Below are 24739 nucleotides of genomic sequence, written 5' to 3'. Positions count from 1 at the left end.
TTCTTTTCGGGTGATGGCTTCTGAGGCCTTCCAAAAGGTTGAGGTTAATCCGGCAGGTCCATGACGGCTTCTTTGAAAGCGCGCCCGCGGTGCTCGTAATTTTCAAACATATCAAAAGAAGCGCAGGCGGGACTCAGCAGCACGACCTCCCCTTTTCGGGCCTGTTTGCTTGCCTGCTGCACGGCCTGTGCCATGGTTTCCGCTTCAAAATAATAGAGCGCTTCCCGCGAGATCTGCTCCCGGATAGCGGCCTTTGCCTCCCCGATTGCAATCAGGCTGTGCACTTTTTTCCGGATTTGGTCGGTCAGTTCGCGGTAATTGTTTCCCTTGTCCTGACCACCGAGAATCAGCACAACGGGCGCAGTAATGCCGCGAAGGGCGTACCAAACCGCGTTCACATTGGTCGCTTTACTGTCGTTGATGTAGCGTACGCCGCGGAGAATACGTACCTGCTCCAGGCGGTGCTCGACCCCCTCAAAGGTTCGCAAGCTTTCCCGGATGTGACTGCTTTCAACACCGTTGAGACGACCCGCTAAAACCACTGCAAGGCTGTTGGCAAGGTTATGCGGACCTTTCAGGCTCACCTCATCTTTGTGCATCAGCACTTCTTCGCTGCCGTCGAGGCGCACCACAATGTGCTCATCGCGAATGAAGGCGCCGGTTTCAAGCTCCTCTGCAAGGGAAAACGGAATGCGCGCAGGACCTTTCGGCTTCACCCCTATGCCTCCGATCTGCTCTTTAAGCACGGGATCATCATAGTTGTAAATCAGAAAATCCGTCTCGCCCTGGTTGCGGATAATCTTCATTTTTGAGGCCACGTAGTACTTGAACTTGTTCTGATACCGGTTCAGGTGATCCGGCGTGATGTTCAGAATCACGCTCACCCGCGGCCTGAAGGTTTTGATGTTATCGAGCTGAAAACTGCTCACCTCCAGAATCAGATCTTTGTCCGGAGCGGTATCGAGCACGAGATCTGACACGGGTACGCCGATGTTTCCCGCAATCAGAGCCTGTTTTGAGGCCGTTTCCCACAGATGCCGCAGCCAGCTTGTCGTGGTGGTTTTCCCGTTGCTGCCGGTTACTGCGGTCAGCGGACTCTTGTTGAACCAGCAGGCGACTTCCATTTCGCTGTACACCGGAATGCCAGTGTAGGAAAAATGCCGAATCAGCGGCGCTTCATCCGGCACACCGGGGCTAACAACCACAAATTCCGCATCTTTGGCGCGCTCCGAATGCCCGCCCTCCTCAAAGGGAATCTGCTGCGCGATAAGCGTCTGACGCGATTGCTCTGAAAGCATACCCGCATCGGTCACAAACACCTTTGCCCCCATGCCTTTGAGCAGTACGGAGGCAGCCACACCGCTGCGGGCACCTCCCACAATCACAATTGATTTTCCGCTGATTTCTTTCATCGCAACTTGAGTGTTATAATGGTGAAGACAGCCAGCATGATGGCAATAATCCAGAAGCGGACTACAATTTTTGGCTCCTGCCAGCCCTGCTTCTCAAAATGATGATGCACCGGCGCCATAAGAAAAACCCGGCGCCCTTCGCCATAGCGTTTTTTGGTGTATTTGAAATATGTCGTCTGTATGATCACGGAGACGGTTTCCATCAAAAAGACCCCGCACAACACCGGCAGCAGCAGCTCTTTATGCACCATTAGCGCGATTGCCCCGATGGTACCGCCAAGCGCAAGGGAACCCGTATCCCCCATAAAAACCTGCGCCGGATAGGTGTTGTACCACAGAAAGCCAAAGCAGGCCCCGACCAGTGCGGCACAGAAGATGGCCAGCTCGCCCACACCGGGCAGGAAAAGCAGGTCAAGGTAACCGGAGTAATCTACCCGGCCCGACACATAGGCCAGCACGCCCAGCGCCATGCCCGCGATGGCCGTCGTACCGGCAGCAAGACCGTCGAGTCCGTCCGTGAGATTTACCGCATTGCTCAGCGCGGTCACGATGAAAACCACAACCGGGATGTAAATCAGCCACCCCAGTTCATCGCCCAGAAAAGCGTAGTTCAGGTTTACATCTTTCAGAAAAGGGACGGTCGTGATCGTGTTGTAATCGCTGAAAGCGGGCCAGAAATAGAGGAAGGCCCCGAGAATGAGCCCGATGGAAATCTGCCCGATCAGCTTGAAACGGGCCAGCAGCCCTTCCTTTTGATTCCGGATGATTTTGATGTAGTCATCCAGAAAGCCAACAGCACCAAGACCAATAACTACAAATAAAATCAACCACTTGTAAATACTCGTCGGGTTCATCCACAGCAGGCTGGGCACCACAACTGCAAGGATGATGATGAGCCCGCCCATGCTCGGGGTACCGGCCTTGGACTTATGGCTGTCAAGACCAATGTCTTCGCGAATGGTTTCCCCAAGCTGCAGCCGCTGCAGCAGACGGATGATGCGCTTACCAAAAATGATGCTGATAATCAGCGCCATGCCCGCCGCCATGGCGGCACGTACCGTGATAAATCCGAACGCCCCAAAACCGGGCACCCCAAACTCCTGACGGAGGTAATCAAGCAGCAAATACAGCATCTTAAGCCTCCTTTCGGCTAGCGGGTTGTTCTTGTGAAGACGTAGCGCGCGCGGTTTCAGCACGTTTTTGCAGGGCTGCCGCAGCAAGCGCGACATCATCCATCGGGTAGCGAATACCCCTGATTTCCTGATAGGTTTCGTGGCCCTTGCCGGCAATCAGTACGAGGCCATCGGGCTGTGCCTGCGAAATGGCCTGCGCGATTGCGGCGCGACGATCCGTTTCGGTGTGCGTTTCAGCGCTGCCTCCGCTCACACCGGCAAGGATATCCCGCATGATCTGATCCGGATCTTCGCTGCGCGGATTGTCGGAAGTGACAATCACCACATCCGCAATACCAGAAGCGATGTGCCCCATGACGGGCCGCTTGGTTTTGTCGCGATCCCCGCCACAGCCAAAAACGACGGTAAGCTGCCGCTGTGCTGCCATCTTGCGCAGGGTTTCGAGCACGTTCCGCAGCGCATCGGGCGTGTGCGCATAATCCACAAATACTTCGGGCAGCGGGTGTAGGGTGATGGCTTCGCGGGTCGGTCCCGAACCTTGGGCTTGCTCCGGCACCGGCTGCGGCACGCGCTCGAGCCGTCCGCGGGCTCCGCTGCAGCTTTGCAGGGCGGAAGCGGCGTTTTGGGCCGTACAGCCGAAGGCGCGCAACATCAGCCAAGCCATCGCAAGGTTGTACACATTGAAATGACCACTCAGCGGTGAAGCTATGCGGGTGTTGTCCATTTCGAATTCGATACCGCGGGCGTCGTTGCGCAACACGCGGAGTCCGCCTTCAGCCATGCTGATCTTCCAGACGGCAGCCTGTGTATCACGCACCATTTCGGCGGCGCTTGCGTCATCCGCATTCACGATAGCGATGGCGTCGGTTGAAAGTCCGTCAAACAACCTTTTCTTGGCCTGAAGATAGGCGGATTCGGTTTTGTGATAGTCAAGATGATCATGGCTCAGATTGGTAAAGGCCGCAACATCGAAATTAATGGCGTCGGTGCGCTTCTGATCGAGGGCGTGTGAAGAAACTTCCATCACCAGATGCGTACAGCCCGCATCGGCCATAGCGGCCATGGCCTCTGCCATTTGCTCAGGATCACCGGTTGTCAGGCGGCTTTCCGTGCTTTCACTGCCAATGGCCACGGAAATGGTACCCATGAGCCCGGCTTTGTAGCCGAGTTTGGTGAGGGCCTGATGGACCAGGGTGCTGACCGTTGTCTTGCCGTTGGTGCCGGTAATGCCGGCGATTTTGAGCCTGTACTGCGGATTTCCGGCGTAGGCAAACGCAAGCTGTGCAACAGCCGCACGGATGTCCGGCACCTGCATCACGCCGATATCGTCGCGGCCGATTTCGGCAAGCACTTCTTCGGGATCGCGCTCGGTGAGCATCAGACGAGCACCGGCTTCCGCCGCCTGCGGAAGAAAGCGATGGCCGTCCGTGCTGTAGCCGGCTATGGCGGCAAAAATGCCTTCCGGCACAACTTTTTGGGAGTTTACGCTCACCCCGTTGTAAAACGGAAGAAGCCGGCCGGTTTCACGGTCAGCTTTGGAGAGGGTTCTGATGGTATGTAAGCTAAGCTGTGGCATACGGCTATCCTCCTCCCCTGTCGCTGATAAGCATTTCCATGCCCGGCGCGCGACCGCGGATGATTACCGGACGCCCCCGCTGCATGACGGCACCGGCCTCCGGGAACTGCGCGGCAACTGTACCGGAACCATTGCGCTGAATGTCATAGCCCGCTTCGTGCAGCACCGCAACCGCCTCCCGCATACTGAGTCCCCGCACATCGGGTACGGTTGAACGCAGCTGATCTTCACCCGCCTCACCCTGCACAATCGTCTCAAGCTGCAGCCTGACAAGCTGGTTTTCCTGCATTTCCTGACCGGCCGCGGGATACTGTGATGCTACGCGCGTGCCTTCACCGGAAACGGCAACCTTCAGGCCAAGTCCTTCGGCCTTGCGCTGTGCGTGCCCGGCATAGAGACCGGTGAGCTGAGGCGCACGCAGTCCGGCAGCGGCTTCTTCATCGAGCGTGCGCTGTACGAGGTTACGCACCTGCGGATCAACCCCCATGATGCGGCGGGTGATTTCTCTGAAGACAATACCCGCGGTTGTGCCGCCAAAAATACTTGTCTGCGGCTCGTCGAGGAGAACAATCATGGCGTAGCGCGGCGCTTCTGCGGGAAAGTAGCCTACAAAGGAAGCGCGGTATCTTTGCTGATAGCGGCCATCGATGAATTTCTGGGCAGTTCCGGTTTTTCCGGCGATCGACAGGCCGGCTACGGAAGCGAGCCGCGCAGTTCCGTCTTCAGACACCACGTTCTGAAAGGCCGGGCGCAGGGCTTCAACCGTTTCGGGCCGGACTGACTGCCGGATTACAGTCGGGCGGTTTTGCTGCACAACACGGCCGGACTCATCCTGTACGTGGTCCACTACGTACGGGCGCATGAGCCGGCCACCGTTTGCAATAGAAGCATAGGCCATCACAAGCTGTAAGGGGGTGACCTGAATTTCGTAGCCTATCGACATCCACGGCTGTGTTACCCCGCTCCAGTGCAGCGGACGGCGAAGTCTGCCACTTTCTTCGTTGGGCAGATCAATGCTGGAAAGTGCGCCAAAGCCGAAGTTGCGCACATACTGGAAAAACTGATCTCGGTCCACCCGCATGGCTGCTTCTGCCGTTGCGATATTTGATGAGCGCTCGATGGCCTGCCTGAAGGTGATATCTCCCAGCGGGATGTGATCGCGCATGGTCTGTCCGTAGATGCGGCGGGCACCGTTTTCCGGCGTGTAGAACACTTCATCGAGCTGCACCACACCCTGCTCGTAGGCCGCAACGGCAGCTACCAGCTTAAAGGTTGAGCCCGGCTCAATCATATCAGCGATGGCGGCATTGCGGCGGGTCTCACGGCCTGCGGTACCGGGCCGGTTGGGATTGAAATCCGGATAGTTGGCCATAGCGATAACAGCACCGGTAGCGGGCTCCACGATGATGACGCTGCCGTGCCGGGCGCCGGTGCGCGCAATGCCTTCGCGGAGCTCCTGCTGTGCGATAGCCTGAATCTGCGCATCAAGGGTTGTGATGAGGTTGTGCCCCTGCTGCGGCTGCTGAATCGGTGTGCGCACAAACTGCCGGATCCGGCCCCGGCTGTCACGGCGCACAATCCGCTGACCGTCACGACCGCGCAGGAGCTCATCATAGGCTCTTTCCAGTCCATCCATGCCGCGCACTTCGTGATTCACATAGCCCATCACATGCGCTGCGAGGTCGTCGTAGGTGTAGTGCCGGCGGAATCGCTCTTCAAGGATCAGGCTTCGGAAGCGATGGGCTCTCAGGCTGTCATACACGGCCCGGTCGAAATTCCGGCCCAGCACAATATAGCGGCTGTTGGCGGGCGCCTGCCGCACCATGCGCATGTAGTCAGCCTGACTGCGGTTCGTAAAATGTGCAAGAATTGCGAGGACGCGCTGAATTTCCCCTTCTTCCAGGTTGGGTACATGCGGGTCCACAGCCACCGCGTAACTTGCAATATTGGTTACCAGCACCCGCCCGTTGCTGTCGAGAATCTGCCCGCGGCGGGACTGAATCGGGATGGCATCTTCGGTCTGACGGCTCCATAGCTCCCGGAGACCGTCTCCCTCTACATACTGAATGCGAAGCATTTGCAGGATGATTGCCACAGGCAGAATCAGGAGGGCACCAAGTACGAAGAGCAGGCGGGCTGCAAGGGCATTCTTGTCCGGTTTCATTTTAGCGCCCCCTTTCAATTACATAGTCAGCCGGTCCGGCATGTTCAAAACCCAGTTCAGTGGCACGCTCAAAAACCGCTGAAGGCCCGGTGAGCTGCTCATAGCGCAGCATCCGCGCGTCGTGAATCATCTGTACCCGCTCCAGCTCCTGTTCGGCTGCACTGACCTGCTGAAGCAGCTTTTCGGTCGCAAAAATATGTGTGATGTAAATCATGGCAACAAAGCCAAGTGCAAAAAGGAACAGATAGGTGCGCAGCATAGACTCCTTTCTGCGCCCGGCTTTAGCCGCGATTTTTTTGCGCGCTTTGGGCGTCATGATATCAGTCCCGGCTTCAGGAAGGCCGGGTACAGGCTGGGCGGTATTTTTTTCCTGCCGACGCTCACCAAATTGCGGTAGTGCAGCGGGCTCCGCCTGCTGCGTGGTCGCTGCGTCTGACAAACGCTCTGCATACAAACTCATGCCTGTACCTCCGCCTCATTTTTTTCGGCAGCACGCAGGCGCGCACTTCGCGATCGCGGGTTTTCAAGCCGCTCGGCTTCTGTGGCTGTTACAGGTTTGTTGTGCAGCGGTCGCAGAGGACGCACAATATTGCCATAGAAATCTTTTTCCTGCTTCCCGTCGAAATTTCCGGTGCGGAAAAAGTTTTTGACCAGCCGGTCTTCCAGCGAGTGATAGGCTATGGTCACAATGCGACCGCCGGGCCGAAGCAGCTTAAGGCTTTGCTCCAGTCCGCTACGCAGCATCTCAAGTTCGCGGTTAACTTCAATCCGTATGGCCTGAAAAACCCGTGCGAGGCTTTTTACCAGGTGAGGTCCTTTAATGACGGATTCCACACATTTACGCAGTTCCGCAGTCGTTTCCAGCGGACGGCTTGCCGTGATCTGCCGGGCTATGGCCGAGGAGCGGCGTTCTTCACCGTACTGCCAGAGCAGGTTGCGCAGCCGCTCAAAGGTGTAGGTATTGACCACATCCCGGGCGGTCAGGCTACTGAGGTTGCCCATGCGCATATCGAGCGGACCGTCCTCCCGAAAGGTGAACCCCCGCTGCGGTGCGTCAATCTGATGGCTTGAAACCCCGTAGTCAAATAAAATCCCGGACACCTGCCCGTGATATTTGGGATGAATAAGGGTTGCGGCAAATCCGAAATTACCCTTAACCGGATGCAGACGACTGTCCTGAATACGACGGGCTGTTTCGGCAAGGGCTTCATCATCCTGATCAATACCGAAAACCCTGGCATTTTCACCGAGCTGCCGCAGCAGCTGCGCAGCATGCCCCCCGGCACCGAGTGTGGCGTCGATATACACGCCCCCAGTATCAGTTACCAGCCATTGAAGGGTTTCGGCAGGCATTACAGGAATATGCCAGGTATCAGTCGTCATGATTATTGGTTAGGTGTGGGTCGGAACCCAGCAGCGCCTCGAAAGAAGCCGCAAACATTTCATCGGTAAATTCAGCATCTGCCTGCTCAAGGTACTCCGGCGACCAAATTTCGATGCGGTCGTCGCAGCCAATAAACACGGCTTTATCTTGAAGCCCCGCATGCGCCATTTGTCTGGGACTGAAGGCAACCCGGTTTTGCTTGTCAAGGGTTACATCCACAGAGTTACGCAGCAGCTTGCGTTTCAGCAAACTTGCCGTTTTATTGAAGCTGTTGAGCCCTGAAAGCTTCGTCCGCACTTCCTCCCAGTGATCGAGGGGGTACACATACAGGCAAGGGTCTGTTGCAATTACAATTACATATTGATCCTGGAATTCAGGGGTTACAACTTTACGCAGTTTGGCAGGGAAGCACACGCGACCTTTGTTATCAATGGCATTCTCATATTCGCCTTTGAAGCTCGCCACAACCTAATAAACCTGCGTTTTAATGTCATTTTCAGTGATTTGGGATAAACTACCACTTTCTCCCACTTTCTACCCCAAAGTAGGCTTTTCATACCTTATGTGTCAAATCAAAAAAGAAAACTCCTGCATGTTTTACAGAACAGGTCATCTGTTTAAGCATCAAATAATTAACTGCTTGCTTTTCCCCAACTCATCCACAACAATTTATATATATCATACATATTATTTAGTTTCAAACATCCCTGAAGTTGTTCACTTAATTACCTTGCGGGCGGATGCAGTCAGATTAATCGCTGATGGTCTCAGGCTTTGCGCAGAAATAAAACAGGCTGACAAGCGCTTTCTGAGCGGCATTTCCGAACCTTGCAGCGTCCGTTTACAGTCGCGCAGCACCTGCAAACCGGCGCGATTCTGTTTGCAAGCCCATTATTAATTCCTTACTATTAAATATTAAACCAAATACGCGTTTAGGCACTCCTAACCACCTGTTTATATTGATTCAACATTCAAAACTTATTCCAACTCTTCCATGAAATTTAATGTCTCAAGCGGTGAACTTGTCAAGAGTCTTTCAGCTGTAGCCGGTGCTGTACCGGCCAAAGCGACCATGCCCATTCTGGAAATGGTGCTTTTTGAAAGTGAGGACGGCAAACTAAAACTCTCGGCTACTGATCTTGAAGTCACAATTGTTGAATACGTGAGTGCCGAAATTGAAGAAGAGGGCTCTGTCGCCGTACCGGCCCGTCGTTTGCTCGACGCCCTTCGCGCCTTGCCCGACATTCCGGTTTCGTTCATGATTGATGACCGCTTTAATGTTGTATTTAAGACCGACAAAGGACAGTACCGTCTCGCCGGAGAAGACGGAAATGAGTTTCCGGAGACGCCCTCCCTCACAGAAGCTGTGGATATTGAGACCTCAACAGGCATTATCCGGGATGCCATCATGAAAACCAGCTTTGCAGTTTCAACCGATGACTTACGTCCCGCTATGATGGGCGTTTATTTTCAGATTGGTACCGAGCAAAGCAAAGTCGTAGCAACGGACGGACACCGCCTCGTGAAGCTCACCCTTTCTGAGCTGAAAGCCGACTATGAAATCAATTTCATTGTACCTGACAAAGCGCTGAATCTTACCAGCAAATCACTCGATGAACTCGAGTGTGTGGTAAGCGTGACCGATCAGCACGTGAGTTTCAAGAGTGGCAATACACAGATTATCGCCCGCCTCATCAATCAGCAATACCCCAACTACGAAACGGTCATCCCCCGCGACAACGACAAGAACATGATTGTCGGCAAGGACGAACTGCTTGCTACCGTTAAGCGGGTGTCCATTTTCTCAAGCTCCACAAGCAAGCAAATCAGGCTTCGTCTTGAAGCGGATGAGCTCAACATTAAGGCCGAAGACATTGATATGAGTAGCGAAGCGGAAGAGCGTCTTGCCGCTGAGTATGCAGATGAGCCCCTCGAAATCGGCTTCAATGCCCGCTACCTTGCCGATGTGATCAGCAATGTAAATGATTCTGAAGTTAAATTTGAGTTCTCCACCCCAAACCGGGCCGGAATCGTGAAACCAGCTTCTCAGGAAGAAGGCAAAGATATTCTGATGCTTGTGATGCCGGTGATGCTCAACACCTATTAAATCAGCGCTGCGCCCGGCCTGCCTGATCCGACTTTTCCACTAATTTCTGTACATGCGTGAAAATCCGCCTCTCATAACGCTTACGACCGACTTTGGATATCAGGACTACTACACCGCGGCCATGAAGGCCGCCATTTTGCGGATTAATCCGCAGGCGCGAATGATAGACATTTCCCATGCGCTGCCCCCTCAGGACATTATGGCCGGCGCATGGGTACTCAAGAATGCAGCTTTCGACTTCCCGCCCGGTACAGTTCATCTTTGTGTGGTAGATCCCGGTGTCGGAAGTGACCGCCGCCCTTTGATTTGCGAAATCGAAGGGCATTTTTTTGTAGGGCCGGATAACGGACTGTTCCCGCTCACCGCGAGCGGCAAAAACCTGCGTGCCCGGGAGATACAGAACCAGGATTTCATGCGGAAACCTGTTTCCAACACCTTTCACGGCAGGGATATTTTCGCGCCGGCCGCAGCCTACCTCAGCACAGGCACCCCGCCCGAAGCTTTCGGTCCTGTGGTTGAGAAGCCTGTTTACTACCGCTGGGCTGAACCTATTGCGGATCAGGAAGGCGTTCAGGGATGGGTGAGTCACATCGATACCTACGGCAACCTCATCACCAACATCCCGCAAAACCTGCTGCCCGAAAACGGGAATCCGGGCGTCAAGATTTATGCCGGCTCTGCCATCCTGGATGCGGTAGAGCACTGTTACAGCTCCGTAACCGAAGGCGAGCCGCTGGCCCTGATCGGAAGTAGCGGCATGCTCGAAATTTCTGTGCGCGACGGAAATGCAGCCGAAATGCTGAGCGCACGCAAGGGAACCGTAGTTTCGGTAGTGTTTAAGAAATGATGCGGGTTCCTGTGATGTTTGCTACCTTTAGCAATCAAACCCTAATTTTTTTAACCCTGATCCGGTGGACGTAAAGCACGCAATCCTGCTTCTTGAAGATGAAAAAGAGGCCGCTGACATGCTGGCCAACTATCTCGAAATGCACAATTTTGAAGTCCTGCAGGCCTACGACGGCAAACAGGCGATGGAGTACATCACGCAGCGACCCGACAAGATTGATCTCGCCATCCTTGATATCATGGTGCCTTCGGTCAATGGCATGGAAATCTGCAAGCGCATGCGCGACAACCCCATTCTTGCGTCGGTGCCTATCATATTTCTTACCGCCAAGGATCAGGAGAGCGACGAAATATCAGGGCTTGAAGCGGGTGCAGATGACTACATTGCTAAACCCGCAAGTTTTAAACTGATTGAAGCGCGCGTAAAGAGCCTGCTTCGGCGGCAGCCGGCCCGCTCTTCCGGATGGCTGCACTTCCGTAACATCTACCTGGATGCGACCAATTTTGAAGTACAGGTCGATAATCAGCGGGTTGACCTCACCCATACCGAATTCCGGATTCTGGAACTCTTCCTGCAACAGCCCAACAAAGTGTACACCCGGCAGGAAATTCTGGAGCACATCTCCGACGATCAGAAATTCGTGTTTGACCGCACGGTTGATGTTCACGTTAAAAACCTGCGTATCAAGCTGGGTGCAGCGGGGGAAGCCATCAAAACCTACCGCGGCACCGGCTACGGCATGAACCGAGAAATGGCGGGATAATCAGCCGCCATGCGCATTCAGTTTAAGCTCTCCCTCACCTTTATCCTGCTGCTGGTTTTCGGCGTAACCGCCATCAGTAGCTATTCCATTGTGTTTATCAGGGGCTATCTGATGAATCAGGCGGAGGCAGATATGCGTGCAGATGCCAATCAGATTCTGGTGACCCTGCAGCTTACGAGCAAAACCGAGCGCGATCTTGTAGAAGTTCTGCCGGTTATCGGGCGCGAGTCTATCTATGACATTCGCGTGTTCGATCATGCGGGCGAACTCATGCTGCGGCCTGTCCGCACCCAAAACTGGGACCCGACCGCTTACACAACCCTTTCCGGCGAGCTTCAGGAAATTTTAGGGGAAATGCACGCGACTTCCCTTGCGGTACATCACCGGGAAGAGTACGACCGCATTTTTGTGTACGGCAACCTGTATCTGCAGCTTGAAGAATCGCGCTACACCATCGAAATAAGCCGGCTCAAATCCGAAATTTATCAGCCGGTGCACACCATCCGCTGGATCATTTATTCGGGGATGTTTGTCTCGATTGCCATCATCCTGTTTGTGAGCTTTATGTTCAGCAACTACCTCGCGCGGCCCATCACACAGCTCACGCAGGCCGCCAAACGCATTGCCGGCGGAGAAACCGAATACAGAATCGAGCTGAACCGCTCAGATGAGTTCGGCACCCTCGCACAGTCCCTGAATCAGATGTCAGACCGGCTGCGTCAGGAAAATGAAAAACTATTGGCGGCAAGCAACCGGCAGAAACAATTCTATGCCGATATCGCGCATGAAATCAGAAATCCGTTGCATACCATTTCCGGGGCGCTTGAAATGCTGGACATGAACAACCTGCCCGATGAAAAGCGAACCCGTTTTTTGCAGAGCGCCCGCAATCAGTCGCAGCGCATGAACCGGCTGTTTCAGGACCTGATGACGCTGCAGCGCTCTGACCTCGACCCGAATTTCGTACATCCCCGCAATTTTGTACTGAGCAAGGTGATGATGAATCTGGAACAGGCCTACAGCACACTTGCCGAAGAAAAGAAGCTGAAGCTCGTGTTTGACGGGCCTGCCTATTGCAGCGTGTATGCCGATCCCAATAAGATAGAACAGGTGCTGGACAACCTGATCAGCAATGCCCTCAAATATTCGGCGCAGGGCACAGTTGAAGTCCGCTGGAGACTTCTGCCCGATCCGCTCAATCAGGCGGAAATCAGCGTGAAAGATACCGGAATCGGCATACAGGCCGAGCATATTCCGTATCTTTTCGACCGCTTCTACCGAACCGACAAGGCGCGTTCCCGCGATAGCGGCGGTACCGGACTCGGTCTGTCCGTCGTGAAGACCATCCTTGATGCCCATCGTACCGAAATATCGGTCGAGAGTGCGCCCGGAAAGGGAACCCGTATGACGTTCCGGCTGCCCAAAGCGACCTGAGTTTCAGGCCTGACACCGGCTTGTATCCCGTGCTTAAACAGCACCTTACGCGGGTTCAGGCATACAGGCCCATCCATCGATAAAAAAATATTCACAACCCTACGCTATGTATCAGCATGTTTTAATTGCCTTTGGCGGCGCGTCGCCTGAGCACGAAGTTTCGGTGATCAGCGCCATGCAGGCCGCAAGTGCCCTCAAGGACAGTGGTCTTGAGCTGCTGCCGCTCTACGTAACCAAAAGCGGACGCTTCCTCACCGGGCCGCAGCTGCTCGAACTCGAATCCTACAAAGACCTGAAAACCCTGGAGCAAACAGCCCTGCCCTGTGCCTTTCAGACGGATGCGATGGGCCGGACCGTGCTCACCGAAACCCGCAAAGGCGGCCTGTTCAGCAAGCCCAAAAGCTGGCCGGTGGATGTGGTGCTTGTAGCCTTTCACGGGGCGGAAGGCGAAAACGGCGCCTTTCAGGGACTCTGCGAGCAATATAACCTGCCCTACACCGGAAGCGGCGTGATGGCTTCTTCGGTGGGCATGGACAAAAAAGCGGCCAAAATCATGGCCGTTTCCTGCGGGGTGCCGGTTGTTGAAGGCATTGATTTCAGAGAATATGAGTGGGTCGCCGGGCGCGATACCCTGCTCGAACAGCTGCTCGCGCTCGACAGCACCGTAGTGGTAAAGCCAATGCAGCTCGGCAGTAGCATTGGGGTCGAAGTCGTAAGCGGACGAGAACCCCTCATTCGCGCCATTGAAACCGGCTTCCGCTACGACGCCCGCCTGCTTGTAGAGAAAGCTGTACGTCCGCTGCGCGAAGTCAACTGCGCGGTACTCGGCAACGGCGCCGACGCACAAGCGAGCGTGTGCGAACAGCCCAAAGGCGCGGAAGAACTGCTCTCCTTTCAGGATAAGTACATGGGCGACGCCGGCAAGGGCATGGCTTCCGCAAGCCGCATTATTCCAGCCCCGATTTCTGACGAGCTCACCACCGCCATTCAGCAAGCTTCTCTAAAGCTGTTTCGCGAGCTGGGCGCCGCTGGCGTGGCGCGCTTCGACTTTCTTGTGAACGATACGAGCGGGAAATTCTATTTCAACGAAATCAATACCATACCCGGCTCCTTTTCTTTCTACCTGTGGGATAAATCAGGCGTTTCTTTCCCCCAACTAATGACAAAACTGCTGGATATTGCCGTTGCGCGTCATCGTGAAAAAAACGGGCGCGTCCGCAGCTACGACACGAACCTGCTCAGCACAAAGGCAGTTAAAGGTATCAAAGGCCTGAAAGGCAAAGGCTGATTCAACTCTTCCCAACCCCTCCATTTCATTGCTTCACTATGCGCACACCCATTTCCCTGCTCGCAACCCTAACGCTGCTTCTGCTGCTGCAGGCCTGCGGCTCCTCCACTGAAACCGTTCAGGTCCGCGATCAGGCCCGTACTTTTGAGCCGGCACCGCAGCCGGTAAGTCCGGAACCCGGTCAGGAGCCCTTCACCCTGCGCATGGGCGAATTGCAGAAACCGGGCAGCATGGATCCCCTGTTCGCCCACAGCCCCGGGGCACAGCGCTTCATCCGATTCATTTATGACGGCCTTACCGGTCTCGACGCCGAAGGCCGCGCGGTGCCACAGCTGGCCGAAAGTTGGGAAATCAGCCCCGACTCCCTGCAATACACCTTCACCCTGCGCACGGACGCCTTTTTCCATGACGATCCCGCTTTTGCGGCGGGCCGCGGACGCAGCGTGAATGCCGAAGACGTCGCCTTTGTCTTCCGTCGGATGGCGCTTTACAACGTGCCGGTGTATGCGGCAAACCTGTTCAGCACCTACATCAAGGGCATGGAAGCTTTTGTGCTGGAAGAGCGTCACACCTTCTTCGAACAGGACGTGCTCTTTGGCGGTATCGAAGGCATTGAAGTGCTGGACGAACACCGCGTGCGCTTCACCCTGAACGCCCCTGAGCCGGATTTCCCCGTTTTACTGGCTTCTCCCTATGCCGTCATTTATCCGCAGGAAGTCTTCGAACACCGCAGCAACGGCCTGCACGGACAGCCGGTCGGTACCGGCAAATTTCGCTTTGCCGCGTCTTCGGGGGATTCTCTGATCGTACTTGAGCGCAACCTGATTGATTTTGACACCGATCGGGTAGGCGGTAACATCATGACCGCGGAATGGCACTTTTTCGATAGCGAAACCGAGCTCTTTGCCGCCATGGGCAGCGGTCAGCTCGATCTCATCCCGCAAATGGGCCCGCGCACGGCGAAGACGCTCCTGAGCGAAAGCGGCGATCAGCTTGCCCCCGGCTTCGACGAGATGTACACCCTGATCCCCACCTTCGAAAGCGGCTTCGGCTTTCATTTCATTGCAGACAACTTCGCACGCATTTCAGCGGAACAGGCGGGGGCCTTGCTGCAGCCCGTCACATCCGAACAGTTTACCGATGAGCTTCCCGCCAATCTCAGCTTTACGCTCCATCCGGACTGGGCCGGTCTTCGTGAAGACGAACGTCCGTCTGAAAATTTGCTCCCTGCCGGTCTAACCGCCGGCGCCTGGCCGATGGGATTCGGAACCTACGCCGCGACCCTGTGGCTGAGTCAGTTTCAGGACACGCACGACCCAAGCCTGCTGATTCTGAACCGCCCCAACCGCGACATGCTCTTCTACAGCACCGATGATCATCACGCCCGCAGCATAGGGCTGAACAGCGCCGTAGCCGTCCGCTTCAGCTATCAAAACCACGCCCTGCACCCGCACAACATCAGCGGCATAACATTCAACAACACCCCCTGGTGGATCTCACTCGAAGCCTTTGAAGCGGAGTGAGTTCTCAGTGCAGAGTGCAGAGTGCAGAGTGCAGATTTCTGAGTTGTCTTCGAATTTTTGGCGTCCAAGTCAGATTTAAGACAGGCTGACCCGGTTTTTACCCCTGAAAGCCCGGCTGTTTTGGCAGTCCGGGCTTTTATTTTTTTTGGGGAAAACTCCGTGAACATCAGGAGTTGCGGGGACAAATTCCGAGCCCCCAAACCTAAGATAAAGGCGTTGCTTTTTTTCATAGTCGCTACAATAACGCCATCAACCCTGAAAGGGTGATATGATTGTAGCAAAAACGAAGCTTCACAGCCGATGAACCCCGAAGGGGTGTCAATATAGCCGCCGTGAATAATTTCACCCCTTCGGGGTTTTTTGTTGGGTTGGATGCGTGGTTTGCTACAATAATGACATCCCTTCGGGATTGGGGGGTCTGATGCCGGATGCCGGATGCTGGATGCGGAATGACGAATGCCCGATACGCTTCTGACATCCAAACTTCGCTCCTGTCATTTCGAACGCTTCTCATTTGGTGGGGGCCCTTCGAAGCCACGGCTGCTTAACAAGCACGGGATGTGTGAAGGCTGCATGTGAGAGATCTCCTTCATTTTTGTACACCCGGTAAACTGGCCCGGTCACAGGGGCCGCGTCGCGCGGACTATTCCAACGCTGGTGAGCTTCCGGGTTATTCAGCCAACTGAGATCTTACAGATGACGCTACAAGTGTAAAACTGATGTAGGGTCCAGGCAAGATGCCATCAACCCTGAAAGGGTGAAATGATTGTAGCAAAATGGAATCCCAATGCATAAAACCCTGAAGGGGTGGCATTATAGCCGCCGTGAATAATTTCACCCCTTCGGGGTTTTGGTTGGGTTGGATGCGTGGTTGCTACAAAAATGACATCCCTTCGGGATTTTGGGACGGAAACGCTTTGTACAGCAAATCATAACCCCGTCCGTGGTACGGCTGGATTTGTACTATAAATGCTGGCGGGCTCATATCCGAAAAAATTCAATAGATCCTGCCCTACGCGTCCAATCCGCGTGCTATCTTCGCGTGGATGCGGCATTGCGGTTTTGGGGGAAAGGGCGATGACCAACATCCGGACTTCAAACAAAAACCACGGGCCCCTGAGACCGATTTGGGATGCCTAAACCATCACTGCTGACCGTGATGCTCTCGGTGTTTCCCCCAAATAATAACGAAGCTTTAGCACTACCCGGGAGGCTGGGGGTCGGGGAATCAGGCTGGGTTCAAGTTTTCGTAAATGGCTTCGAAGGCTTGTTCGAAGTGCTCCATCTCGGTGTCGATGCCTACGGTGACGCGGACGCAGTTGGCGAGGCCGAAGCCGGGCAGGCGGCGAAGGATGACGCCTTTTTTGAGCATCTCTTCGGTGAAGAATACGGCCTGCGCTTCGGTGTCGAATACCATCATGACGGAGTTGGAGGCCGAGGGTACGAACTGCATCTCTTTTTCGGTGAGGAAGCGGTAGAGGCGGTTGCGTGCGGCGGCGACCATTTCCTGGGTTCGGTGCAGGAAGTCGTCGTCGTCGAGGGCGCCCATGGCGGCGTACTGCGCGGGCAGGCTGGGCTCGAAGGGGAGCTTGACCTTCATCAGGGTTTTGATGATGTCCGGGTGGGCGACGCAGTAGCCGATGCGGTAGCCGGCGAGTCCGTAGGCTTTGGAGAAGGTGCGCAGGCTGATGACGTTGTCGTAGCCGTAGCTTGCGGCATCGGGGTAGTCGTCGAGGCCGGCGGCGAACTCGTGGTAGGCTTCATCCATGATGACCATCACGTGTTCGGGCACGCGGGCCATGAAGGTTTCGAACTCGGTTTTGGTGATGTAGGTGCCGGTCGGGTTGTTGGGGTTGGCGATGTACACCATGCGGGTATCGGCGGTGATGGCATCGGCAAGGGCTTCGGTGTCGAAGCGGTAGTCGGATGTGAGCGGCAACTGACGCAGGCCGACGCCCCGGCTGTTGATGAGCACGAGAAAGCCGATGAAGGTTGCCGAAGCCGTTAGCGCGTGCTCGTGCGGCTCAAAGTAGGTTTTGATGATGAGCTGCATCACGCCTTCCGAACCGCTGCCCGGCAAGATACGCTCCGCCGGTATGCCGGTCTTTTCCGCTATTTTCTGACGCAGGAGCGTACAGGCCGGATCGGGGTAATTCATGATGGTTGAGACGGCCTGCTGCGCAGCGTCTATGGCTTTCTGGCTGCAGCCCAGGCGGTTTTCATTGGAAGCAAGCTTGGAAATGCGTGGCGGATTGTACTGCGCCACAACTTCTTCGATGGTTTTTCCGGCTACGTAAGGCTTGAGCTGTTCGATGTGCTTGGGTACAGGAATCACAGGGAATCAAATGTTAAAAATTAGAAATGGCATGGTGGAAGAGCTGATTTCAGGCACGCGGATGTGCGTTTCAACGGCCCGAAAATACGGTTTTAATCCGGTTGGCGGGCGATCCGTCAAACGGTATTATGCCTGCTTAAATCTTTATTACAATTCGCGGCATTCGGCAAACCGCACGGACTTTTATATTGCAGCAAATTAACAAGATAAATCTTAATAGCGTGCGCATTCTGCTTATTTTTAGCCCGTGTTAAACAGAAAAGCGCTTACAATCAAACTTAAACATCTCAATTTATGGAACAGCTAACACAGGATCAGGTCATTGCGTCGATTCCGTCGTATCTGCGTCAGTTTGTGGTAAAACAGCACTACGACGAGTACACGCCCGAACATCACGCAACCTGGCGCTACATCATGCGCCGGAATGTGGACTATCTCAAAAATGTGGCCCATGAAGCCTATCTCGACGGACTGAAGAAAACGGGAATCAGCATTGATACGGTGCCGCACATCAATGAAATGAACGAGCGGCTGGGGCAGATCGGCTGGCGTGCCGTAGTGGTAGACGGCTTCGTGCCGCCTGCGGCGTTCATGGAGTTTTCCGAGCACAAAATTCTGGTGATCTCCGCTGATCTGCGCAACATCGGCAACATCCTGTACACCCCGGCGCCCGACATCGTGCACGAAGCCGCGGGTCATGCGCCCATCATCGCCGATCCGCTGTATGCCGAGTACCTTCAGAAATTCGGACAGTACGGCGCAAAAGCGGTCTTCTCGAAGCTCGATTACGAGATTTACGAAGCCATCCGCTATCTCTCCATCATCAAAGAGTATCCCAACGCAACGGCGGAGCAAATCGAAGAAGCCGAGCGCGTGCTCGAAGAAAAAACCGCGGCCAATACCGTGCCCTCGGAGGCCGCGCTGCTATCGCGCATGCACTGGTGGACGGTCGAATACGGGCTGGTCGGCACACCGGAGGATTTCAAGCTGTACGGCGCCGGTCTGCTTTCATCCGTGGGAGAAAGCAAGGCGTGCATGAGTCCGGAGGTCAAAAAAATCCCGCTCTCAGTTGACTGCGTGAATACCAACTACGACATCACCAAGATGCAGCCGCAGCTGTTTGTGGCGCGCGATTTCCAGCATTTGCTGGATGTGCTCGAAGCATTCGCCGATCAGATGTGCTTCCGCACGGGCGGCGCGAAATCGGTGCAGCGCGTGATCGACAGCGAAAATGTGGGCACCTGCGTGTTCAGCTCCGGTATTCAGGTTTCCGGGGTGTTTACATCCGTGATGACCGACGCCGACGGCAAGGAGTTCTACATCAAAACCGAAGGGCCTTCCCAACTCGCTTATGCCGATACCGAACTGGAAGGGCACGGCACCGACTATCACGCGGACGGCTACGGCTCGGCCATCGGGCACTTCAAAGGTACCGACAAGGCGCCCGAAGATCTCAGCGATGGCGAGCTTCAGGCACTGGGCATAGCGGCGGGCAAGCACAGCGAGATCGCTTATGCGTCGGGAGTAGTCGTGAAAGGCTTTCTCAATCACGTGATACGCCGCGACGGCAAGCTGCTGCTCATGCAGTTCAGCGACTGCACGGTAACGGGTCCGAATGGCGAAACCCTGTTTGCACCGGACTGGGGCGTGTACGACCTGTGTATCGGATCACGAATCGCGTCCGTGTACAGCGGCAGTGCCGATAAGGAAAACTTCAACGTTTACCCGCCGAAATCCACCAAAACCACCATCAAAGACGCATACACGCCCGAGCAACTGCGTCTCTTTGAAATCTATCAGGAAATCCGGGATTTGCGTGACTCGGGTAGAGTCAGCACAGACGCGCTGGAAGCCCTGCATGCGGAGCTGCAGGAAAAGTATCCGTTTTCGTGGCTGCCGCGTCTGGAAATGCTGGAACTGGTAAACAAGAATTTCAACGGCAGCGGAGAACCCCTTCGCGCCAGCCTGACCGCAGAGCTGGAAGCCCTGAAGTCCCACTCAGATCAGTATGAGAATGTGATCACAGCGGGGCTGGAGCGGCTGGTTTAACCGCGGCGGGTTAAAGCTTTCTGCATGATTTCAGCAAGTCGCTGAAATGCCGTAAGTTTAAAGGGTGTTGGTTTTCAGACCAGCACCCTTTTTTTATGTCAACATTTTGTGCTGCACGGGAACACATCACCCTATTTAAAAAAAAACTCAAATTCATGAAGACGATACTTGTAACCGGCGCAAGCCGGGGCATTGGTCTGGAGACCGCAAACTGGCTGCTCAGCAAAGGCTTCCGCGTAATCGGCCTTGCGCGCAGTGCCAAACCACTTGACGCGCTCCGAAAGGCCTGGCCCGACGCCGCCGAAACCCTGACCGGCGATCTGTGCGACGACACAACCTACGCGCGGCTCGACGCCCTGCTCGCGGAAAAAGACCTCACTCTCGACGGCATTGTGCATAATGCCGGGGCGCTGCTCAACAAACCCTTCACCGAAACAAGCGACGCCGACTGGCAGTACCTGCTCGACGCCAACCTGATGTCGGCTGTGCGGCTGGTCAGAAGCTGCAAATCCCGGCTCAACTCCGGCGCACACGTGCTCTTTATCGGGAGCATGGGTGGCTATCAGGGCAGTAGTAAGTTCCCCGGACTTGCGGCCTATTCGGTATCGAAAGGTGCGCTGAGCATTCTCACCGAGTGCCTTGCGGCCGAAATGGCGGGCGATCAGATCAGCGTGAACTGTTTATGCCTGGGCGCGGTACAAACCGAAATGCTGGAAGCGGCTTTCCCCGGCCTCAAAGCACCTGTGGAAGCACATCAAATGGGTGCTTATATTGGGAAGTTTGCTTCGGAAGCCCACCGCTTCTTCAACGGAAAAATTTTGCCGGTATCCCTGGCAGATCCAACCTAAACCTATTTATCTCACACAATGAAATTTTTGACAAGCCTTGTGCTCAACAGCCTTCTTATTTTTGTCCTCAGCCATCATACGGGACAAAGCGCGCAGGCCCAATCGCTCAATGTTGTAGCGGGAAACACGCTGATTAGTGCAGCAACCGGCGCAGCGCTTGGCGGTGCAGGCATGGCGCTGGCCAACAGCACGAGCCATCGCCCCGTGATGGTTGGCGTTGGCTTCGGAACCCTGTTTGGTTTTGGTATCGGTATCTACGACGCTGCAACCATCGCGCAGGGCGGTACGGTAAACGGCTTCTTTAACACCGCACCCTTTTCCGGGGCCATCATATTTATGGATACCATCTATGGCGCGGGTACGGGCGCGCTCCTCGGCATGGCCATAGCACTCATTGGCGATAACCCGATTCTTAACGGCGTGCAGTACGGCGCGGGTGCAGGCGCCTTTGCCGGCTTCGCCTTTGGCTTGTACGACGCCTTCTACCTTGCTTCACACGGAAGCGGCGGCAACGGCGATTTCTTCGACTACGCCGCAACCCCATCAGCTACAGCAAGTCCGTCAGAAGGACTCCTAACCCTCGGAAGCTTCGGAAATACGCGTATCAGTGCCCTGCAACCTGCGATTTACAGCCAAACCGCCATCACCCCCAACGGAAACCTAACCGCAGTAAATCAGTCAGCCGGTCTTGAAATGCTTCGCTTCTCTGCCCGCTTCTGACAAAAAATAACAGGCCGTTCAGATTCCCGCAAAGCCGGATTCAAGCTTACGAGCTGGTAATCCGGCTTTTTTTATTTTTTGGGGGAAACTCCGTGAACATCACGGTCTTTCGTGGTTTTACTCACTTCCCAAATCAAAGATGAACCCCTTGCTTTTTGGGTACGCGAACAGGCTCAGGCTCCGAAGCCTGTCAAAAGCTCCCTATCAAAGGCCTTTCAAAAGCGCCGAAAAGGCAACAGCTTCAGGCTGCGACAAACGCGTTGATCGCAACCATGTGCTATACAACGGATGATGGAGTGTATGAAATGAAAATGTAAGAACCACAAAATGAAGTCGTCAGGTTTATCGGCCTGATCTCTGCCGAAGTCGCTTAGAGCCAAACACGGGATATTTCGGAGAACTTGTCTCAGCCAATTTTTGGGAAGGAAGATCGGATCGCAGTTTCTTACAGCCTGCATAGGACGACTCTTCTCTGTGCAAGTAAATCCACAGCACCGGGCGCCGTGCTTTGAACCGGGAATCAGGCCATGCAGCCGAAAAAAAGCAACGCATTCATCTTCGTTTTAGGAGCTCTAATTTACCCCGGCACCCCTGATGTTCTGGAAGTTTCCCCCAAAAAAAAACAAATAAAAAAATGCAACCCCGGCGGGTTCAGGGCTGCATTCGGGGGTTGTCCTGACGCTGAGCGATGTTCAGGCTGTGCACTCAGTTGTCGTCGGTTTCAAAGAAATCGTCATTAAGTCCGTAATCGAGCAAGTTGCTTTTGACGGATTTGCGGTCGTGCAGGGTTTTGAAAATGCTTTTTACCGTCAGGGCGTGACCTGCAACAGAAGGATGAAGGCCGTCAGCAAGGTAGTTCCAGACATCGGGCGGGTTCCCGAATCTGCGTCCCTGCGGATCGACCACAAAGCCTTTTCTGCCCGCAAAGACTTCCCTGAACTGACTGAGATCCGCGTTGTCGATAATGCCTTCAAAGAGCGCAAATTTCTCCATTTCTGCGGTTAAAACCGGGGTAGGCGTTACCCAAACAGCGGGGTTTCCGCTTACGTCTTCGACGACCTGCCCAATGGTATTTAGGTTTTCCCAGAAATCGGTGAGCGAAACAAGCGTGCGCTCCGGCATGGCGCCAAGCCGCATGGCGTCGCTGGCGCCCAGGCATACGAACACCCACGACGCTTTAGGATCGACTACCGCGCGATTGAGCCTGCGCAGCACATCGTAGGAAGAGTCGCCCCGAACCGCTGCATTCAGGAAGCGCAGTTCAAGCTCCGGACGGCTGATTTCGAGCACATGCCGCAGTATTTCGAACCAGCCCTGAAGGTCGCTTGTCGCTGCGTCTCCCAAACCAACGATGAGATCGCCCTTTTTAAACGGCAGCCTTGTCGTGAGTTCAGAAAAGGCGTCATCTTTAAGTAACTCCTGCGCAGCAAGCTCTGCCTGTTCATCGCACCCTGCACGTAAATCGGCCAGCTCTTTAGCCGTGAGACCGATAAATGCCGCAACGCCTTCGATGGATTGCGCACCCGGCAGCAACGGATATTCTTTTTCCAGATTCAGGTACGGCAGGAGATAGTCCTTAATGACCTGTACTTCCTGTTCTTTTTTGGTGGGTTCAGCCATAATTGTTGATCAAATGGGTTACAAGCTCCGGAACACCTTCAGAAGCTCTTTTTTGAATGTAAGTGATATCCCGGTCGAACCGGAACTCTGCGGGTTTGTGCGGATCTACGACGAATATGGGGGCCTGTAACGGCACATCGTACACGAGCGCTGCCGCAGGGTACACAACGAGTGATGTACCGATGATCAGGCAGATATCCGCCTGTGCCATAATGAGCTGCGCATTCGGAATTTCGGGTACCTGTTCGCCAAACCAAACGACATTAGGCCGAAGCTGAGAGCCTTTTTCACATTTGTCGCCAAGGGCTACGGGCTTGTCGCCTATTTCGTAGATCAGGCTGTCATCCAGCGAACTTTTCACTTCAGAGAGTTTTCCGTGCAGATGAAGGACGTGCGATGAACCTGCGCGTTCATGCAGGGAGTCAACGTTCTGGGTGACAATGTGTACCCTGAAGTGATCTTCAAGTTTTTTTAGGGCTTCGTGTGCGGCGTTGGGCTGAACGGAAGCGGCCTGTGCCCTGCGCTGATTATAAAATTCCAGCATTTTTTCCTTATTCCATTGCCAGGCTTCGATGGTAGCTACTTCATCAACGCTGTAGCCTTCCCATAGGCCGTCAGAATCGCGGAAGGTCTGAATACCGCTTTCTGCACTCACCCCGGCACCTGTGAGCACGACTACGGTCTTTTTTTTATCTGTCATTTTTTGCTTATTTTTGAAGACTAATATTCAAATACACAAACTATTAATTTACTACTTCAGCTCAATTCTGCAACTTTATTTCCGGAATGCTGAAGTTCTGAAATATTCCATAAATGGCACAACATCCTATTATTTCTGTTTTAGAATCAAAAAACGGATTCTTCACCGACATCAAAGCGGGAAATCATCAGCTGATTGCCGATGAACCCGAAGACATGGGCGGCACCGACAAAGCCGCTGACCCGCTTTCGATAGCGCTCTCCGCCCTTGGCGCCTGTACAGCTATGACGCTGAAAATATATTTCGCACATAAAAAGCTGAACTGGGAAAAGATTGAAGTTCACATTACGCATGAGCTCCTGAGCATTGACAAGAACAGTGCTTCTGACGAACTGATTGCCATGGCCAATAATGGCAAGGTGCGCAAGCTCTACAAGAAGATTTACATCAAATCAGACATGGAAGACAAGCTTTTGAACCGGGCTTCCATTATCGCGGAAAAATGCCCCGTAAACCTGATGATGAAACGAAGCTGCCCGATGGAGACAGAAGTTATACGCCTGTAGCCGAATCAGAGCGGATATAACCCGCATTATTCACCAAGAAATTTTCTTGCTGGCAAGGCGAAGCTGAAAAATCAGCGGAAGGGTACCTAAGTACCCTGAGCATGAGTTTTCAGCTTCAACGCAGCCAGCGGGGAAATTTCGACGTCTTTATACCACACCCAAATTTGGGCTACTGGTGTTTTTTGCTAAGCCAAATTTAAATGAAAACTTAGCAAATAAACCCTCTTTAATCGTGAATAATGCGGGACAAATTAAAAAGCCATTTTGCTC

20 protein-coding genes are annotated in these 24739 nt (G+C 54.3%); 10 read left to right on the top strand and 10 right to left on the bottom strand.

Annotation, left to right across the window (positions count from 1 at the left end; genetic code table 11):
• Positions 1 to 44: 44 nt before the first annotated feature.
• Genes murD through mraZ form a run of 7 tightly spaced genes read right to left on the bottom strand, consistent with a single transcriptional unit; the run spans position 45 to position 8134 of the window.
• Positions 45 to 1412: a UDP-N-acetylmuramoyl-L-alanine--D-glutamate ligase gene (gene murD / locus CYPRO_RS05345; RefSeq protein WP_114983623.1), complete on the bottom strand. Its 1368-nt coding sequence runs from the start codon at positions 1410 to 1412 to the stop codon at positions 45 to 47.
• The gene (mraY, locus tag CYPRO_RS05340; protein ID WP_114983622.1) at positions 1409 to 2545 is read right to left on the bottom strand and encodes a phospho-N-acetylmuramoyl-pentapeptide-transferase; all 1137 of its coding nucleotides are present in this window, start codon (positions 2543 to 2545) and stop codon (positions 1409 to 1411) included. The genes murD and mraY overlap by 4 nt, the downstream gene beginning before the upstream one ends.
• Position 2546: 1 nt before the next feature.
• Positions 2547 to 4121 carry a UDP-N-acetylmuramoyl-L-alanyl-D-glutamate--2,6-diaminopimelate ligase gene (locus CYPRO_RS05335; RefSeq protein ID WP_114983621.1) on the bottom strand — a complete coding sequence of 525 codons (1575 nt, stop codon included), beginning with the start codon at positions 4119 to 4121 and terminating at the stop codon, positions 2547 to 2549.
• A gap of 4 nt (positions 4122 to 4125) precedes the next feature.
• Positions 4126 to 6285: a penicillin-binding protein gene (locus CYPRO_RS05330; protein ID WP_114983620.1), complete on the bottom strand. Its 2160-nt coding sequence runs from the start codon at positions 6283 to 6285 to the stop codon at positions 4126 to 4128.
• Position 6286: 1 nt separating this feature from the next.
• On the bottom strand, positions 6287 to 6745 hold the full coding sequence (locus CYPRO_RS05325) for a hypothetical protein (RefSeq protein WP_114983619.1): 459 nt from the start codon (positions 6743 to 6745) through the stop codon (positions 6287 to 6289).
• Positions 6742 to 7668: a 16S rRNA (cytosine(1402)-N(4))-methyltransferase RsmH gene (gene rsmH, locus CYPRO_RS05320; RefSeq protein ID WP_114983618.1), complete on the bottom strand. Its 927-nt coding sequence runs from the start codon at positions 7666 to 7668 to the stop codon at positions 6742 to 6744. Before rsmH ends, CYPRO_RS05325 begins: the two co-directional genes overlap by 4 nt.
• A complete protein-coding gene (gene mraZ, locus CYPRO_RS05315; RefSeq protein WP_114983617.1) occupies positions 7658 to 8134 on the bottom strand; it encodes a division/cell wall cluster transcriptional repressor MraZ in 477 nt (158 codons plus the stop codon). Before mraZ ends, rsmH begins: the two co-directional genes overlap by 11 nt.
• 529 nt (positions 8135 to 8663) lie before the next feature.
• Here mraZ and dnaN point away from each other — a divergent pair.
• The 6 genes from dnaN to CYPRO_RS05285 all read left to right on the top strand — a co-directional run bounded on the left by dnaN (position 8664) and on the right by CYPRO_RS05285 (position 15631).
• Positions 8664 to 9776, top strand: coding sequence for a DNA polymerase III subunit beta (dnaN, locus tag CYPRO_RS05310; RefSeq protein ID WP_114983616.1), 1113 nt, complete (start codon positions 8664 to 8666; stop codon positions 9774 to 9776).
• A gap of 52 nt (positions 9777 to 9828) precedes the next feature.
• Positions 9829 to 10623 (top strand): SAM hydrolase/SAM-dependent halogenase family protein, encoded by a 795-nt coding sequence (locus tag CYPRO_RS05305; RefSeq protein ID WP_114983615.1) that lies wholly within the window; start codon positions 9829 to 9831, stop codon positions 10621 to 10623.
• Between the two features lie 64 nt (positions 10624 to 10687).
• The gene (locus CYPRO_RS05300) at positions 10688 to 11386 is read left to right on the top strand and encodes a response regulator transcription factor (RefSeq protein WP_114983614.1); all 699 of its coding nucleotides are present in this window, start codon (positions 10688 to 10690) and stop codon (positions 11384 to 11386) included.
• 9 nt (positions 11387 to 11395) lie between these two features.
• Positions 11396 to 12820, top strand: coding sequence for a sensor histidine kinase (locus CYPRO_RS05295; protein ID WP_114983613.1), 1425 nt, complete (start codon positions 11396 to 11398; stop codon positions 12818 to 12820).
• A 106-nt stretch (positions 12821 to 12926) separates the two neighbouring features.
• Entirely contained in the window at positions 12927 to 14108 is a 1182-nt protein-coding gene (locus CYPRO_RS05290; RefSeq protein WP_114983612.1) for a D-alanine--D-alanine ligase, read from the top strand.
• Between the two features lie 38 nt (positions 14109 to 14146).
• Complete coding sequence (locus CYPRO_RS05285; protein ID WP_114983611.1) at positions 14147 to 15631, top strand: ABC transporter substrate-binding protein; 1485 nt, start codon at positions 14147 to 14149, stop codon at positions 15629 to 15631.
• A 1228-nt stretch (positions 15632 to 16859) separates the two neighbouring features.
• On the opposite strand, the gene hisC is transcribed toward CYPRO_RS05285, so the two are convergent.
• A complete protein-coding gene (gene hisC, locus CYPRO_RS05280) occupies positions 16860 to 17966 on the bottom strand; it encodes a histidinol-phosphate transaminase (protein ID WP_114983610.1) in 1107 nt (368 codons plus the stop codon).
• 294 nt (positions 17967 to 18260) lie between these two features.
• Here hisC and CYPRO_RS05275 point away from each other — a divergent pair, with 294 nt between their 5' ends.
• From CYPRO_RS05275 to CYPRO_RS05265, 3 genes are all read left to right on the top strand, one after another.
• Complete coding sequence (locus CYPRO_RS05275; RefSeq protein WP_114983609.1) at positions 18261 to 20015, top strand: aromatic amino acid hydroxylase; 1755 nt, start codon at positions 18261 to 18263, stop codon at positions 20013 to 20015.
• A 155-nt stretch (positions 20016 to 20170) separates the two neighbouring features.
• A complete protein-coding gene (locus CYPRO_RS05270; RefSeq protein WP_114985710.1) occupies positions 20171 to 20863 on the top strand; it encodes an SDR family NAD(P)-dependent oxidoreductase in 693 nt (230 codons plus the stop codon).
• Positions 20864 to 20881: 18 nt separating this feature from the next.
• A complete protein-coding gene (locus tag CYPRO_RS05265; protein WP_114983608.1) occupies positions 20882 to 21583 on the top strand; it encodes a hypothetical protein in 702 nt (233 codons plus the stop codon).
• A 705-nt stretch (positions 21584 to 22288) separates the two neighbouring features.
• Here the strand turns inward: CYPRO_RS05265 and CYPRO_RS05260 are convergent.
• Together CYPRO_RS05260 and CYPRO_RS05255 are read right to left on the bottom strand one after the other, a co-directional pair.
• Positions 22289 to 23203 (bottom strand): SGNH/GDSL hydrolase family protein, encoded by a 915-nt coding sequence (locus CYPRO_RS05260; protein WP_114983607.1) that lies wholly within the window; start codon positions 23201 to 23203, stop codon positions 22289 to 22291.
• Entirely contained in the window at positions 23196 to 23903 is a 708-nt protein-coding gene (locus CYPRO_RS05255; protein ID WP_114983606.1) for an SIR2 family NAD-dependent protein deacylase, read from the bottom strand. Before CYPRO_RS05255 ends, CYPRO_RS05260 begins: the two co-directional genes overlap by 8 nt.
• A 113-nt stretch (positions 23904 to 24016) precedes the next feature.
• Between CYPRO_RS05255 and CYPRO_RS05250 the strand changes: the two genes are divergently transcribed.
• The gene (locus tag CYPRO_RS05250) at positions 24017 to 24469 is read left to right on the top strand and encodes an OsmC family protein (RefSeq protein ID WP_114983605.1); all 453 of its coding nucleotides are present in this window, start codon (positions 24017 to 24019) and stop codon (positions 24467 to 24469) included.
• Positions 24470 to 24739: the final 270 nt, after the last annotated feature.

The organism is Cyclonatronum proteinivorum (assembly GCF_003353065.1).
GTDB classification, from domain to species: Bacteria; Bacteroidota; Rhodothermia; order Balneolales; family Cyclonatronaceae; genus Cyclonatronum; species Cyclonatronum proteinivorum.
Note: the sequence above shows the minus strand (reverse complement) of the source record. Positions and strands in the feature narration are given on the sequence as shown.